Origin of the sequence: Streptomyces bauhiniae, from assembly GCF_004784475.1 — a bacterium.
GTDB classification, from domain to species: Bacteria; Actinomycetota; Actinomycetes; order Streptomycetales; family Streptomycetaceae; genus Streptomyces; species Streptomyces seoulensis.
The window spans coordinates 46,732-61,754 of the sequence record NZ_SRRT01000007.1 but is presented as its reverse complement, the minus strand read 5'-3'; the positions used below and the strand labels follow the sequence as shown (position 1 = coordinate 61,754).

General features: G+C 72.4%; 15 protein-coding genes. 8 read left to right on the top strand and 7 right to left on the bottom strand.

From position 1 onward, the window contains the following. Nucleotides 1–62: 62 nt before the first annotated feature. Both E5083_RS22940 and E5083_RS22935 read left to right on the top strand, forming a co-directional pair. Complete coding sequence (locus E5083_RS22940) at nucleotides 63–905, top strand: MurR/RpiR family transcriptional regulator (protein WP_135787595.1); 843 nt, start codon at nucleotides 63–65, stop codon at nucleotides 903–905. A 51-nt stretch (nucleotides 906–956) separates the two neighbouring features. Beyond that, nucleotides 957–1,571 (top strand): hypothetical protein, encoded by a 615-nt coding sequence (locus tag E5083_RS22935; RefSeq protein WP_244317630.1) that lies wholly within the window; start codon nucleotides 957–959, stop codon nucleotides 1,569–1,571. A 25-nt stretch (nucleotides 1,572–1,596) separates the two neighbouring features. On the opposite strand, the gene E5083_RS22930 is transcribed toward E5083_RS22935, so the two are convergent. From E5083_RS22930 to E5083_RS22910, 5 genes are all read right to left on the bottom strand, one after another. After that, nucleotides 1,597–1,968: a roadblock/LC7 domain-containing protein gene (locus tag E5083_RS22930; RefSeq protein ID WP_030814321.1), complete on the bottom strand. Its 372-nt coding sequence runs from the start codon at nucleotides 1,966–1,968 to the stop codon at nucleotides 1,597–1,599. A gap of 23 nt (nucleotides 1,969–1,991) precedes the next feature. Beyond that, nucleotides 1,992–2,492 carry a roadblock/LC7 domain-containing protein gene (locus tag E5083_RS22925; protein WP_135787594.1) on the bottom strand — a complete coding sequence of 167 codons (501 nt, stop codon included), beginning with the start codon at nucleotides 2,490–2,492 and terminating at the stop codon, nucleotides 1,992–1,994. A 31-nt stretch (nucleotides 2,493–2,523) separates the two neighbouring features. After that, complete coding sequence (locus E5083_RS22920) at nucleotides 2,524–3,354, bottom strand: transcriptional regulator (RefSeq protein ID WP_135787593.1); 831 nt, start codon at nucleotides 3,352–3,354, stop codon at nucleotides 2,524–2,526. Beyond that, complete coding sequence (locus E5083_RS22915; RefSeq protein WP_078858580.1) at nucleotides 3,351–3,740, bottom strand: hypothetical protein; 390 nt, start codon at nucleotides 3,738–3,740, stop codon at nucleotides 3,351–3,353. The genes E5083_RS22920 and E5083_RS22915 overlap by 4 nt, the downstream gene beginning before the upstream one ends. Nucleotides 3,741–3,936: 196 nt before the next feature. Continuing rightward, nucleotides 3,937–5,322 (bottom strand): type III PLP-dependent enzyme domain-containing protein, encoded by a 1,386-nt coding sequence (locus E5083_RS22910; RefSeq protein WP_425276749.1) that lies wholly within the window; start codon nucleotides 5,320–5,322, stop codon nucleotides 3,937–3,939. A 161-nt stretch (nucleotides 5,323–5,483) separates the two neighbouring features. On the opposite strand from E5083_RS22910, the gene hutU reads away from it, so the two are divergent. The 4 genes from hutU to hutI are packed head-to-tail and all read left to right on the top strand — an operon-like array spanning nucleotide 5,484 to nucleotide 10,925. Continuing rightward, nucleotides 5,484–7,148 (top strand): urocanate hydratase, encoded by a 1,665-nt coding sequence (hutU, locus tag E5083_RS22905; RefSeq protein ID WP_135787591.1) that lies wholly within the window; start codon nucleotides 5,484–5,486, stop codon nucleotides 7,146–7,148. 17 nt (nucleotides 7,149–7,165) lie between these two features. Further along, on the top strand, nucleotides 7,166–8,368 hold the full coding sequence (locus tag E5083_RS22900) for an allantoate amidohydrolase (RefSeq protein WP_135787945.1): 1,203 nt from the start codon (nucleotides 7,166–7,168) through the stop codon (nucleotides 8,366–8,368). Beyond that, a complete protein-coding gene (locus E5083_RS22895) occupies nucleotides 8,365–9,702 on the top strand; it encodes a formimidoylglutamate deiminase (protein ID WP_135787590.1) in 1,338 nt (445 codons plus the stop codon). The genes E5083_RS22900 and E5083_RS22895 overlap by 4 nt, the downstream gene beginning before the upstream one ends. Nucleotides 9,703–9,749: 47 nt before the next feature. Then, complete coding sequence (gene hutI / locus E5083_RS22890) at nucleotides 9,750–10,925, top strand: imidazolonepropionase (protein ID WP_135787589.1); 1,176 nt, start codon at nucleotides 9,750–9,752, stop codon at nucleotides 10,923–10,925. A 104-nt stretch (nucleotides 10,926–11,029) separates the two neighbouring features. Here the strand turns inward: hutI and E5083_RS22885 are convergent, their stop codons facing one another. After that, a complete protein-coding gene (locus tag E5083_RS22885; protein WP_135787588.1) occupies nucleotides 11,030–11,926 on the bottom strand; it encodes an RNA polymerase sigma factor SigF in 897 nt (298 codons plus the stop codon). 245 nt (nucleotides 11,927–12,171) lie between these two features. Between E5083_RS22885 and E5083_RS22880 the strand changes: the two genes are divergently transcribed. Then, nucleotides 12,172–12,549, top strand: a complete 378-nt coding sequence (locus E5083_RS22880; RefSeq protein WP_031184324.1) for an STAS domain-containing protein — start codon at nucleotides 12,172–12,174, stop codon at nucleotides 12,547–12,549. Nucleotides 12,550–12,839: 290 nt separating this feature from the next. Continuing rightward, nucleotides 12,840–13,400 carry an ATP-binding protein gene (locus E5083_RS22875; RefSeq protein ID WP_135787587.1) on the top strand — a complete coding sequence of 187 codons (561 nt, stop codon included), beginning with the start codon at nucleotides 12,840–12,842 and terminating at the stop codon, nucleotides 13,398–13,400. Nucleotides 13,401–13,482: 82 nt separating this feature from the next. Here E5083_RS22875 and E5083_RS22870 read toward each other — a convergent pair whose 3' ends face one another. Next, nucleotides 13,483–14,988: a peptide MFS transporter gene (locus E5083_RS22870; RefSeq protein WP_135787586.1), complete on the bottom strand. Its 1,506-nt coding sequence runs from the start codon at nucleotides 14,986–14,988 to the stop codon at nucleotides 13,483–13,485. Between the last annotated feature and the right edge of the window lie 35 nt (nucleotides 14,989–15,023).

Sequence of the window (15,023 nt, the reverse complement as noted above, 5' to 3'; positions counted from 1 at the left end):
CCCTCCGTACTTTCCGCGCGGGGGCGCCTGGGACCCGACGACATCTGGAGGGGGAGCGCGGCATGAGCGCGAGCGACAGCCCTGCGAACCGGTTGCAGGCGCTCTTCGAGGGGCACCGGCTCACGCCCACCCAGCGCCGCATCGCGCACAGCATGGTGCGCCGCGCGGCCGACGTGCCGTTCCTGTCCAGTGTGGAGCTGGCCGAGCTGGCCGGGGTCAGCCAGCCCTCCGTCACCCGGTTCGCGGTCGCCCTCGGCTTCGACGGCTACCCGGCGCTGCGCCGCCATCTGCGCGAGGTCGTCCCCGCCGAACCGGCCGCCGACAACGGCGCGTTCAACGAGTACCAGCAGGCCGTCGAGGCCGAGATCGAGAACCTGCGCCACCTCGCCGAACTCCTCGCCGACCCCGCCCCGGTCGAGCGCGCAGGGCGTGTCCTGGCCGCCTCCCGCCCGCTGCTGGTGCTGGGCCTGCGCGCTGCCGCCCCGCAGGCGTTCGGCTTCGCCTACTTCGCCGCCAAGGTCCACCCTGACGTCCGGCTGCTCGACGAGGGCGGCTCGATGGTGCAGGACCGCATCGACGCCGCCGTACGGGCCGGTGCCTCCGCGCTGCTCTGCTTCGCGCTGCCCCGGCATCCGCGCGAGGTGCTGGACACCCTCGCGTACGCCAGGGAGGCCGGGCTGACGATCGTCACGGTGGCCGACTCCGCGTTCGCGCCGGTCGCCAAGTACTCCGACCTCCTGCTGCCCGCCGCCGTCGGCACCGGGCTCGCCTTCGACACCGCGTGCGCGCCGATGCTGCTGGGCCGGGTCCTGCTGGAGGCGCTGTGCGACGGGCTGCCGGACGCGCAGGCCCGGCTGGAGGAGTTCGACGCGCGGGCCTCGGCGCGGGGCCTCTTCGTGGAGTGACCGGCGCGCTCTAAGGCTCGTCTCAGGTTCCCTCGTTAACCTGCCGCGCGAATGTCAGACACGGTGACGCGGGAGGCCGACGTGGCGCGCGGTGGACAGGGACTGGCCCGAGTGGCCGTCGTCGTACGGGCGGGAGCCGCCCCACTGGTCCGGCTGGGGGTGCTCGCGGCCGTGATCGGCGCGGTGCCGGAGGGGCTGACCGGGCGCCTCGTAGGAGCGGCGGCCGGTGCCGCGCTCTTCGTGGCGGCCGCCGCCGTGACCGCCCTGGCCCACCGGTCCCGGTACGCGGCCCTCGCCGCCGGGGCGACCCGCGCGGGACGGTACGACCTGCTCCAGGACCGCGCGGTGACCGTGCGCAACTGGCGCCGGGGACACCGCTGGTGGCTGCTGCTCGCCTTCGTCGTCGCGCTCGGCAGCGCCTTCGCCCTGCCCGTGGCCGGGGGGCTGCTGCTCGCCGGTGCGGGCGCCGGGCTCAGGCTGAAGGCGGGGTGGCTCGGGCGCCGCGAACGGGCGCTGGACGCGCTGCTCTGGGTCCGTGTCGACTGGCTGGACCGACGCGGCGGAGCCCCGGCCGGCAAGGCCGTACGGGGGCTGCGGAGCACCGGGGTCGCGGCGGGCGACGCGACCCCCGGCGGGGCCCGCCGCCGTGCCACGGCGTCGGTGTAGCTCAGGAGACCGGCTCAGGTCCGGCTCAGACCTCCAGCTCGCTCTCGATCCGCTTCAACTGGTGCCGGGCCATCGCCAGGTTGGCCCGGCCGTCCAGCACCAGGTAGAGGAACAGACCGTTGCCGCCCCGGCCCTTGAGCAGGCGGATCAGGTGGTACTGGTCGCTCAGCGTGATCAGGATGTCCTCGATCTCGGCGTTGAGCCCCAGGTGCTCCATGGTGCGCATCTTGGCGCGGATCACGTCGGTGTTGCCCGCGGCCGCCACGTTCAGGTCGAACGTCTTGCTGCCGCCCAGCGTGCCCAGCGCCATGCCGCTGGTGTAGTCGACGAGCGCGACGCCGGTGGCACCCTCGATGGAGGTGAGCGCCTCTTTCAGCGCCGTTTCGGTGTTCGCCATGGTTCTGCTGTCCTTTCGGAGGTTCAACTCTCGGTTGCGGTAGGTGTTTCGGTGGCCGTGGCCCGCGGAGTGCGGGTGGCGGCGCGGGTACGGGCGGGCGCGGGCCGGGCGGGCCGCTCCGGCGGGCGGCGCCGGGCCTCGGCCTCGGCGGCGTCGAGCAGCTCCCCGACGCGGGCGCCGGCCCGACGGCCCTCCAGGTGCAGCCGTCCCACGTTGACCCGGTCCTGCGCGAGGAGTGTCAGGACGGCGGTGCGCCCGGCCGCGTAGGTGGCGACATAGCCGCGCTCGCCGCGCACCAGCAGCTCCCGGAAGCCGCCGTTGCCGGTGGCTTCGGCGAGCCGGACGGCGACGCCCAGCGAGGCCGCGGTGAGCGCCGCCAGCCCGTCGGGGTCGACGCCGGGGGTGTCGTGGGCGACGACCAGGCCGTCCACGCCCGCCGCCAGGGCGCCGGTGAGCTGGGGCACGCGGGTGCGCAGCCGCCGCAGCTCGTCCACGACGGCGGCCAGGTCCGGTTCGGGCAGCATCAGCTCTCTCCTCTCGGCGGGCGGTTGCCGTTCAAAGCGCCTCCAGCGCATTCCTGAGCCTCTTCAGCAGCGCGATGTCGGGGTCGGTGACGGTGAGGGGGGCCGGCGGATGGAACCCCGCGGGCGGCGGGTCCGGCGCGGTCGGCACCGGCATCGGCGCCAGCAGCCCGTCCGCGGTGAGCCGCCGTACGTCCACCAGGGTGTGGAACGCCTGCCGCCCCAGGTCATGGGCGATCCGCAGCGCGGTACGGACCCCGTCCACCCGCTCCAGCACCGCCCGGCGGCGGGGCGGGACCTGGGCGGCGCCCGCCGGGTCGGCCCGGATCAGCGGGGCGCTGTCGGCGGCCGGGTCGGGCCAGAGCCGGTGCAGCAGCAGGCGCCGGCGCAGCGTCTCCCGCTCCAGCGCCACCACCGGCACCGAGGGCAGCGGGCCCAGCCGGGGCGTGCCGTCGTAGCGGAACCGGCCCGGTGTGCTGCTCGGCGCGAGGGCGAAGTACCCGGCGTCGTACAGCGCGTCCAGGTGGCACAGCTCCAGCGCGCCCTCGGGGAGCAGCCCGGCGTCGAGCAGCAGCCGGGCGGCGTCCGCGGGGCTCGCGGAGTGCTCGGTGGCGCGCTGCCAGGCGGTCGCCGCGAGGGTGCCGTGGGCCGTGAGGAGCACGCCGAGGCCGGGGGCGAGCGGACTCTCGGCGTGCACCACTCGGCCCTGGGCCAGGTAGAGCGTGCCGTGCTCGCGGACGAGGACGCCGGTGGCCTCTTCCTCCGCCAGCCGTCTGAGCATCGGGGACAGGGCCCCCGCGGACGGGTCGCGCTGGTCGCTCCGGTCCCGCACGGGCAGCGGCGGGGGTATGTCCACCACGGTCATCCCAGCACCAGCCGGTCGGCCATCTCGCCGAGCCTGATCCGGGCGAGCGCGAGATTGCCCTCCGCGCGGCCCACCCACAGATGGAGGAAGACGCTGCTGTCGAAGGACGTGTCCACGAACCGCAGCAGGTGATAGCTGTCGTGGTTGCTGACGATCACGTCCTCGACGGGCGGCCGCCCGTCCTCGCTCTCCCCGGCCGAGAAGGCGCCGTGCTCGGCGGCCAGCCGGGCCAGTTCGGCGGCCTCGGCGGCGGTGGTCTCGTGGTCACCGCCGGGCGCCTCGCCGACCGTGCCGAGGGCCAGTCCGCTGGTCCAGTCCACCAGCGCCGCCCCCCGGGCGCCGGGCAGCCGCATGGCTTCCAGTAAGCATTCGTCGATTCCGGGCACCGTGGGCTCCCCTCCCCGCCTGGGTCTCCGGCTCAGTGACACTGACACTACGCAACGTGTGCGTGGCGGGTGAGGGCTTTGGCATTTTCCGTTGGAACGTGCGTCCGGCGTACTAGTGTGGGCCGATTGGCCTGCGTTGCGCGGAAGTCGGGCCCTTTGTCCGTGCGCTCTTTGTCCTCCGGCCCGGCTTCCCGCGTCAACGGCTCCCGAGCGCGTCCAGGGTGGTGAGCGCGTCCGCGTGCGCCCCTCCGGACTCGGCCACGACCTGAGCCACCGTCTGCGGCTCCCGCACCACCGCGAACTCCACGCCCCCGGCACCGTCCGGCACGAAGCCGTAAATGCCGGGCCGGGCAAGGGAGTTGTAGGAGTAGTGGTGGGCGAAGTAATAGGCGCCCGTGTCCAGCACGGCCGCCAGGTCGCCCTGTTCCAGCGCGGGCAGCGAACGCCCCTCGGCGAGCAGGTCCCCGGAGAAACAGGCCGGCCCCGCCACGTCCTGCACCACCTCCGGCCCGGACTTCGGGCGCCCCTCGGCGTCGTACGCGGCGACCCGCAGCGGCCACTGCGCGGGGGCGTACACCGTCCGCGCGGCCACCTGCACGCCCGCGTGCGTCACCGCGATCCGCCGGCCGCCCGCGCTCTTGGCGTACTCCACCCGCGCCAGCACCGTGCCGTGCTTGGCCAGCAGCGACCGGCCGAACTCGGTCACCAGCCCGTACCGCCCGTCGAACAGCCCCGGCACCTCGGCGGCCAGCAGCCGGGCGTACCGCGCGTACGTCGGCGCGGTCGCCTCGGCCGTGAAGTCGACCGGCAGGCCGCCGCCGATGTCCAGGGTGTCGATCTGGCGCCGCCCGGCCCGCTCGTTGACCTCCTCCGCCAGCGCGTACGCCTCCGCCACGCCCCGCGCCATCAGCGGCAGCGGGATGCCCTGCGAGCCGGTGTGCGCGTGCAGCCGGGTCAGCCAGGGCCGGTCCAGGTACGCCCGCACCACCCACTCCCTCGCCCCCTCGTCCAGCAGCGCCACCCCGAACTTCGAGGTCGGCGTCGCCGTGGAGGTCGCCCCGATCGTCCCGCCGCCGACCTGCGGGTTCACCCGGATGCCGAGCGGGGACCGGGTGGGCCCGGCCGCGACCAGGGCGTCGATACGAGCCAGCTCCTGCGGATTGTCCGCGTTCACGGCGACCCCCAGCGCCAGCGCCTCGCGCAGCTCGCCGGGCGTCTTGGCGGGGGAGTCGAGCACGGTCCGCGAGGCGGGCACCCCGGCCGCGCGGACGAGGGCCAGCTCGCCGGGGCTCGCCGCCTCGGCGCCCAGGCCCGCCGCGTGCAGCAGGCTCAGTACGGGCACCAGCGGGGCCGCCTTCACCGCGAAGGCATGCAGCACCGGGGTGCCCGGCGCCACCACCGCGTCGAACGCCGCGCGCAGGGCCGCTGCCGACTCGCGGATGCCGGCCACGTCCAGCAGCGCGACCAGCGGCGCGTCCGGGCCGAGCAGACCGCCGGTCACCGCGCCCCGCACGGCGGCGTCCCGCCGGGCGACACGCGCGGCTGCCTCCCGCTCCCGCTCCTCGGTGCCGTCCTGAGCCACGGTCTCCTGTGCCACGGTGTGCCCTCGTTCCTCTCGCTCGCCCCCGTTCACGGTTCCAGCCAAACATTCCCGACGCGCGGGCGAGGGCACCCGGTACCTATTGACTAGCTCTATTCACGACTGGACTATGTGAATAGAGACAGCAACAGGAGGAGCACACGATGTCGGGACCCCGCCCCGTACGAGCACCGCGCGGCACGGAACTGAGCGCCCTGGGCTGGCAGCAGGAAGCCGCCCTCCGGATGCTCCAGAACAACCTCGACCCCGAGGTCGCCGAGCACCCCGACAAGCTCGTCGTCTACGGCGGCACCGGCAAGGCCGCCCGTGACTGGCGCTCCTTCGACGCCATGGTGCGCACGCTGAAGACGCTCAAGCAGGACGAGACGATGCTCGTCCAGTCCGGCCGCCCGGTCGGCGTCATGCAGACCCACGAGTGGGCGCCGCGCGTCCTCATCGCCAACTCCAACCTGGTCGGCGACTGGGCCAACTGGGAGGAGTTCCGCCGCCTGGAGGCCCTCGGCCTCACCATGTACGGCCAGATGACCGCCGGTTCCTGGATCTACATCGGCACCCAGGGCATCCTCCAGGGCACCTACGAGACCTTCGCCGCCGTCGCCGCGAAGAAGTTCGGCGGCACCCTGGCCGGTACCATCACGCTGACCGCCGGGCTCGGCGGCATGGGCGGCGCCCAGCCGCTCGCCGTCACCATGAACGACGGCGTGGCCATCTGCATCGACGTCGACCCGCGCGCCATCGAGCGCCGCATCGAGCACAAGTACCTCGATGTGCGGGCCGACAGCCTGGAGCACGCCCTCCAGCTCGCCACCGAGGCCCGCGACGCCCGCCGCCCGCTCTCCATCGGCGTCCTCGGCAACGCGGCCGAGCTGGTCCCGCAGCTCCTCGCCATGAGCGCCCCCATCGACATCGTCACCGACCAGACCTCCGCGCACGACCCGCTGGCCTACCTCCCGGTCGGCGTCGACTTCGAGGACATGGCCGACGCCGCGGCGAAGGACCCGGCCGGGTTCACCACCCGCGCCCGCGAGTCCATGGCCCGGCACGTCGAGGCGATGGTCGGCTTCATGGACGCGGGCGCCGAGGTCTTCGACTACGGCAACTCCATCCGCGGCGAGGCCCAGCTCGCGGGCTACGACCGCGCGTTCGCCTTCCCCGGCTTCGTCCCCGCCTACATCCGGCCCCTCTTCTGCGAGGGCAAGGGCCCCTTCCGCTGGGCCGCGCTCTCCGGCGACCCGGCGGACATCGCCAAGACGGACCGTGCGCTGCTGGAGCTGTTCCCCGAGAACGAGTCCCTCGCGCGCTGGATCAAGATGGCCGGTGAGCGGGTGCACTTCCAGGGTCTTCCGGCGCGCATCTGCTGGCTCGGGTACGGGGAGCGGGACAAGGCGGGGGAGCGGTTCAACGACATGGTGGCGAGCGGTGAGCTTGCCGCTCCGCTGGCCATCGGGCGGGATCACCTGGACTGTGGGTCCGTGGCTTCTCCTTACCGGGAGACCGAGGCGATGTTGGACGGGTCCGATGCGATTGCCGACTGGCCGCTATTGAACGCCATGGTCAATGTGGCTTCTGGGGCTTCCTGGGTGTCCATCCACCATGGGGGTGGTGTGGGGATGGGGCGGTCCATTCACGCGGGGCAGGTGAGTGTTGCCGACGGCACGAAGCTGGCGGGGGAGAAGATTCGGCGCGTTCTTACCAATGACCCCGGTATGGGTGTCATCCGGCATGTGGATGCGGGGTACGACATCGCGGAGTCCGTTGCGGAGGAGCGGGATGTGCGGGTGCCCATGCGTGAGGGTGAGGGGGAGTGACCTCCTCCTTCCACGAGATGTGGGCCGAGTTGCTGCCCATCGGGCGGCACCCGGACTCCAAGGGGTACCGGCGTTACGCCTGGACCTCCGCCGATGCCGAGTGCCGGGACTGGTTCAAGGAGCAGGCCGAAGGGCGGGGGCTTACCTACGAGGTCGATCGGAACGGGAATCAGTGGGCCTGGCTCGGGGACCCTGCCGAAGGGGATGCCGTTGTCACTGGGTCGCATCTTGACTCCGTGCCCGATGGTGGGGCCTTCGACGGGCCTCTGGGTGTCGTCTCCGCCTTTGCGGCGCTTGATGAACTCCGGTCACGCAAGGCCCCGTTGAACCGCCCCCTCGGCATCGTCAACTTTGGGGACGAGGAAGGGGCCCGGTTCGGGCTGGCCTGTGTGGGGTCGCGGCTGGCCGCCGGGCAGCTCACTGTCGAGCAGGCGCGTCTGCTGACCGACGGGGACGGGGTCACCCTGCCCAAGGCGATGGCGGCCGCCGGTTACGACCCGGATGCCATCGGTGCCGACCCCGAACGCCTCGCCCGTATCGGCGCGTTCGTCGAATTGCATGTCGAACAGGGCCGTGCGCTGGACCTGTCCGGCGACCAGGTCGGCATCGCCAGCTCCATCTGGCCGCACGGGCGCTGGCGGTTCGACTTCCGGGGCGAGGCCAACCACGCCGGCACCACCCGGCTCGCGGACCGGCGCGACCCGATGCCGACGTACGCCGAGACCGTGCTGGCCGCCCGCCGCGAGGCCGAACTCGCCGGAGCCGTGGCCACCTTCGGCAAAATCTCCGTGGAGCCCAACGGCGTCAACGCCATCCCCTCCCTGGTGCGCGGCTGGCTGGACTCCCGCGCCCCCGGCCAGGAGGCGCTGGACGCGGTCCTCGACGGCATCACGCGGGCTGCGCGGGAGTACGCGGACGCCCACGGCATCGACCTGGACGTGACCCGCGAGTCCTTCACCCCGGTCGTGGAGTTCGACCACGCCCTGCGCGACGAACTCGGCCGCCTGCTGGGCCGGGACACCGGGCTGACGGTGCCTGTGCTGGGCACCGGCGCCGGGCACGACGCCGGGATTCTCTCCGGGAGCGTCCCGACCGCCATGCTGTTCGTGCGCAACCCCACCGGTGTCTCGCACTCCCCGGCCGAGTCCGCGACCGAGGACGACTGCGTGGCCGGGGTGCGCGCCCTCGCCGACGTACTGGAAGGACTGACCCGCAGGTGACCCAGGGAACCTACTGGTTGGAGCACGCCTGGCTCGGCACCAACGCCGAGCCGGGGGTGCTCGTCGAGGTCGCGGACGGCCGTGTCACCGCCGTCCGCACCGGCACGCCCGCCCCGCCGCCCGGCGCCGAGATCCTGCGCGGTCTCACCCTGCCCGGCCTCGCCAACGCGCACAGCCACGCCTTCCACCGGGCCCTGCGCGGCACGGTCCAGGTCGGCTCCGGGACCTTCTGGACCTGGCGCGAGGTGATGTACTCCGTCGCCGACCGGCTGACCCCGGACACCTACCACGCCCTCGCCCGCGCGGTGTACGCCGAGATGGCGCTCGCCGGGATCACCTGCGTGGGGGAGTTCCACTACCTCCACCACGCCCCCGGCGGCACGCCCTACGCCGATCCCAACGCCATGGGCGAGGCCCTGATCGCGGCCGCCGCCGAGGCCGGCATCCGCATCACCCTCCTGGACACCGCGTATCTCTCGGCGGGCTTCGGCGAGCCCCCCAATCACCATCAGCTCCGCTTCTCCGACGGCACGGCGGACGCCTGGGCCGAACGCTGTTCAGTTCTCAAGGAACAGGATCACGCGCGGATCGGCGCGGCCGTCCACTCCGTACGGGCCGTGCCCGCCGCCCAGTTGGCGACCGTCGCGGGCTGGGCCGAGGAGCGGCGGGCCCCGCTGCACGTCCACCTCTCCGAGCAGACCGCCGAGAACGACGCCTGCCTCGCCGCGCACGGCGTCACCCCGGCCCGGCTGCTCGCCGACCACGGCGTGCTCGGACCGCGCACCACCGGTGTGCACAACACCCATCTGACCGGCGAGGACATCGCCCTGCTCGGCGGCTCGGGCACCGGCACCTGCATGTGCCCCACCACCGAACGCGACCTGGCCGACGGCATCGGACCCGCCGTCGCCCTGCAGAGCGCGGGCTCCCCGCTCTCCCTCGGCTCCGACAGCCACGCCGTCATCGACCTGCTCGAAGAGGCGCGCGCGATGGAGCTGGACGAGCGGCTGCGCACCCGCACCCGCGGTCACTGGACCGCGGCCGCGCTGCTGCGCGCCGCCACCGAGGACGGCCACGCGGCACTCGGCTGGCAGGAGGCGGGCGCCATCGAGCCGGGACGCCTGGCCGACTTCACGACCATCGCCCTCGACTCGGTCAGGACGGCCGGACCGCCGCCCCGGCTCGGCGCCGAGACCGCTGTATTCGCGGCGAGCGCGGCGGACGTCCGGCACACGGTCGTGGGCGGCCGCCAGGTCGTACGGGACGGGGCGCATGCGCTTGTGCCCGATGTGCCCGCAGCCCTCGCCGACGCGATCGGCGCCCTGCGCGACTGACCCCCACCGGACCCCCCACCGGCACCCCTGAGGACACCGAGCACACCATGAGCAGCAGCACCGCCATCACCAACATCGCCACGCTGGTCACCAACGACCCCTCCCTCGGTGACAATTCCCCTCTCGGACTCATCCAGGACGCGGCCCTGGTCATCGACGGCGAACGCGTCGTGTGGGCCGGTGAGTCAAGCAAAGCACCCGCCACTGACAATCGCCTCGACGCCGGGGGAAAGGCGGTCCTGCCGGGCTTCGTGGACTCCCACTCGCACCTGGTCTTCGCCGGGGACCGCACCGCCGAGTTCAACGCCCGCATGTCCGGCCGCGCCTACAGCGCCGGCGGCATCCGCACCACGGTCGCCGCCACCCGCGCCGCCTCCGACGCGGAGCTGGAGGCCAACCTCGCCCGCCACCTGGCCGAGGCGCTGCGCCAGGGCACCACCACGATGGAGACCAAGTCCGGCTACGGCCTCACGGTCGAGGACGAGTCCCGCGCCCTGCGCCTCGCGGCCGCCCACACCGCCGAGGTGACCTACCTCGGCGCCCACATCGTCGCCCCCGAACTGGCCGAGGACCCGGCCGCGTACGTCGCCCTGGTGACCGGGGAGATGCTGGACGCCTGCGCCCCGCACGCCCGTTGGATCGACGTGTTCTGCGAGAAGGGCGCCTTCGACGGCGACCAGGCCCGCGCGATCCTCACCGCCGGCCGCGCCAAGGGCCTGCACCCGCGCATTCACGCCAACCAGCTCTCGTACGGCCCCGGCGTCCAGTTGGCCGTCGAGCTGGACGCGGCCAGCGCCGACCACTGCACCCACCTCACGGACGCCGACGTGGACGCCCTGGCCAGCGGCAACACGGTCGCCACGCTGCTGCCCGGCGCCGAGTTCTCCACCCGCGCCGAGTGGCCGGACGCGCGCCGGCTGCTGGACGCGGGGGCCACGGTGGCGCTCTCCACGGACTGCAACCCCGGCTCGTCGTACACCTCGTCCGTGCCGTTCTGCGTGGCGCTGGCGGTGCGGGACATGGGGATGACCCCGGACGAGGCCGTGTGGGCCGCCACGGCGGGCGGAGCGGCCGCGCTGCGCCGGACCGATGTGGGGCGCCTCACCTCCGGCAGCCGGGCCGACCTCGTCCTGCTGGACGCCCCGAGCCATGTCCACCTGGCCTACCGCCCCGGCGTACCGCTGGTCGAAGGGGTGTGGCGCGCGGGAATCAGGGTGGCCTGAAACACACTCTGACACCAGGGAAAACACAGAAGAGGCGGCCCGGCATCGTCAGCCGGGCCGCCTCACGCGTACGGGAAAGGTCCGCCCTCCGGCGGCGCCCACCCTCACTCGTCCAGCGTCAGTCCCTTGCGCAGCCGCGTCAGCGTCCGGGACAGCAGCCGGGAGACGTGCATCTGGGAGATGCCCAGCTCCTCGCCGATCTCGGACTGGGTCAGGCCCGCCACGAAGCGCAGGGAGAGGATCTTCCGGTCGCGGGGCGCCAGTTCGGCGATGAGGGGCTTCAACGACTCGACGTACTCGATGCCTTCGAGCCCGTGGTCCTCGTACCCGATGCGGTCCGCGAGGGCGCCCTCGGTGTCGTCCTCGGCGGGCTGCGCGTCCAGGGAGGAGGCGGTGTAGGCGTTCGAGGCGGCCATGCCCTCGACGACCTCCTCGTGGGAGAGCCCGAGGCGCTCGGCCAGTTCCGCGACGGTGGGGGCGCGGTCCAGCCGCTGGGCCAGCTCGTCCCCGGCCTTGGCCAGGTCGAGCCGCAGCTCCTGCAGGCGGCGCGGGACGCGCACGGACCACGAGGTGTCACGGAAGAAGCGCTTGATCTCGCCGATGATGGTCGGCATGGCGAAGGTCGGGAACTCGACCCCGCGCGACATCTCGAAGCGGTCGATCGCCTTGATCAGGCCGACCGTGCCGACCTGGACGATGTCCTCCATCGGCTCGCTGCGGGAACGGAACCGCGAGGCGGCGAACTTGACCAGCGCCAGATTCAGTTCGACGAGGGTGTTGCGGACGTACGAGTATTCGTACGTGCCCTCCTCCAGCGACTCCAGGCGCTCGAAGAGCGTCTTGGACAGGGCTCGCGCGTCCACCGGGCCGACCTCGTCGAAGGGCGGGATCTCGGGGAGCCCCGCCAGGGGGTCGAGAGGGTCGATGGTGTGATCCAGCGTTTCCGGTGGGGGTGTCGACGTCGCTTTGTGGGTAGGCGATCCGTCGAGCCGGGCTGACATGGGTGTCCTCCATCGTTCTCGGCATATGGCTGCCGAAGCCGATACGTGCACTGCGGTGTGCGGCGCCTCCGAAGCCGGCGTGTAGGGATGTGTGTCGTACTAGCCCTACCTGCTTCGGTGAGCTGGTCGCAAGTGTCATTTGCGGCGATATGCCCGTTTCTGGGGGGTTGTTCGGGTGTCGAAGTGTGGCTGGAAGGCGTAATGTTCGAGGGCATCAGCAGCCAAGACCTCGGGAGAGAGACGGCATGGACCACGGGACGGTCGGCAGCGCACAGTCGGGCCGGCTTCTGGTGGAGGTGCGGGAAGAGGGTTCCAGCGCCGTAGTGACGCCGGCGGGTGAACTCGATCACCACACCGCCGATCTACTGCGCGAGCCGCTCGACGACCTCCTCGAGAAGGGCTTTTCACGACTCGTCGTGGACTGCTCACGGCTGGAGTTCTGCGACTCCACAGGACTGAACGTGCTGCTGGGGGCCCGCCTCAAGGCGGACGCCGCCGGCGGTGGCGTGCACCTCGCGGGCATGCTGCCCGTAGTCGCGCGCGTGTTCGAGATCACGGGAGCCGAGGCGGTCTTCACCGTCCACGACTCCGTAGAAGCCGCCCTCGCGGGCGAGACCGGCTGACTCCTCCCGTACGCCCCCTCCGGCCGCCGCTCACGAGCGTCGGGTGAAAGAGGGGGTGTTCCGGGGGATCAGTCGGGCAGGAGACATCTGAAACCTTTCGGCAGCCCCGCCGCCGAACCCGCTCCGGGAACCGGGGAAGGGGTCCGGCGCGACGTATGAGGCGAGGGGCGGACGCCGAAGGTGACGGAGGCAGCACGCGGACACCGGGCGGACGGTGAACCGGCCGTCCGGGACCGAACGGAGTCGGACTTTTGAATCGTGTACTGGTGGATCGGTGAGGTGAAGCGCTGATGAGCACCACCCGGCCCTACTCGCCGGGCGACGGTGGCCCGGAGCCGAGCGGCGCTTCCGGCATGCCCGAAGAAGACGCGACGGCGTCCGGGGCGGCCTTGAGCGCCGCCCTGCCCGTCGCGCCCTCCGAGGCCGCGCCGGAGGCCAGGGGACGGCAGGTCCGCAGGCTCAGCCTGGACGGAGAGAGCGGGGTGGTCCCGCTCGCCCGTGACTTCACCCGCCAGGCGCTCTACGAGTGGGGCTGGCTGCCCGCCTCGGGCGCCGAGCAGCGGGCCGCCGCCGAGGACGTGCTCCTCGTCGTCTCGGAGCTGGTCACCAACGCCTGCCTGCACGCCGACGGACCGGACGAGCTGTTCCTGTCCTGCGACCGCAAGGTGATCCGTCTCGAGGTCACCGACCGCGGCGCCGGCCAGCCCGCCCCCCGCACCCCGCACCAGGCCGGCCGCCCCGGCGGCCACGGCATGTTCATCGTCCAGCGCCTGAGCCTCGACTGGGGCGTCGTACGCACCCCCGACGACTCCGGCAAGACGGTCTGGGCGGAACTGGCCGCCCCCGCCTGAGCGCCCGGCACGAGCGAGAACGGCGAAGGGCCCCGCATCCTCGATGCGGGGCCCTTCATATGTCCGGCGGAGCGGCGTCAGGTCAGTTGACGCTGCCCATCAGAGCCTTGACCTTCTTGCGGTACATCCAGACCGCGACACCGGCGACCACGGCCAGGATCGCCTCCAGGGCGACGAAGCCCATCCTGTCGAGGTTCACCCCGCCCACGGCCGGGTTCGACAGCAGGGCGGTGATCGAGTCGCCCGCGGTGACCGCGAGGAACCAGACGCCCATCATCTGCGAGGCGTACTTCTTCGGCGCCATCTTCGTGGTCACCGACAGGCCCACCGGCGACAGCGCCAGCTCACCGACGGTCTGCACGAAGTAGATCGCCACCAGCCACATCGCCGCGGCCTTGTGACCGCCCTCGGCGATCGACAGCGGAGCGAGGAAGAGGAAGAAGGACGCGCCGACCAGGACCAGACCGGAGCCGAACTTCACGATCGTGCTCGGCTCCTTGCCGCGGCGGTTCAGCCACAGCCACAGCCAGGCGAAGACCGGGGCCAGCGCCATGATCATGACCGGGTTGACCGACTGGTACCAGGAGACGGGGAAGCCCCAGCCCGCGATGGTGTTCTTGGCCGAGCTGTCGGCGAACAGCGACAGGGTGGAACCACCCTGGTCGTAGATCATCCAGAACACGGCGGCGGCGACGAAGAACCAGATGTACGCGGAGACCTTCGAGCGCTCGGCGGGCTCCAGGTCCTTGTCGCGGTAGATCCGGGCGATCACCAGGATCGGCACGATCAGACCGATGACCGTGAGCGGGATCAGCGCCCAGTTCAGCGTGAAGTGGCCGGTGCCGCCCACCAGGGCGTAGAAGACCGCGGCGACGGCGAGCCAGATCAGGCCCTTGCGCAGCGTGGCCTTCTTCTCCTCGGCGGACAGCGGGGTCGGGACCTCGTTGCTCTGCGCGGCGAGGTGACGGCCGCCCAGCAGGTACTGCACCAGGCCCAGCGCCATGCCGAGCGCGGCCAGCGCGAAGCCGAGGTGCCAGTTCACGTTCTCGCCCACCGTGCCGATGGCCAGCGGAGCGATGAAGGCGCCCAGGTTGATGCCGATGTAGAAGAGGGTGAAGCCACCGTCACGGCGCGGGTCGTCCACGCCCTTGTAGAGGTGGCCGACCATCGTGGAGATGTTGGCCTTCAGCAGACCCGAGCCGATCGCGACCAGTACCAGGCCGACGTAGAAGCTCGCGGCGACGGGCAGCGCCAGGCACAGGTGGCCGAGCATGATGATGAGACCGGAGACGGCCACCGTCTTGCGGGGACCGAGCAGGCGGTCCGCGACCCAGCCGCCGGGCAGGGCGAGCAGGTACACGAGCGACAGGTACACCGAGTAGATCGCCGTCGCGGTGCCGGCGCTCAGGTGCAGGCCGCCCGGAGCGACCAGGTACAGCGGGAGCAGGGCCCTCATGCCGTAGTAGGAGAACCGCTCCCACATCTCGGTCATGAACAGAGTGGCCAAGCCGCGGGGGTGGCCGAAGAAGGTCTTCTCGGTGCCCGGGGTCTCCGGGCGGACCGAGTCCTTCGTCAGGCTGGACGCCATGGTCGTTCCTTGCTGGTCGGGACGCGCGATGGAGC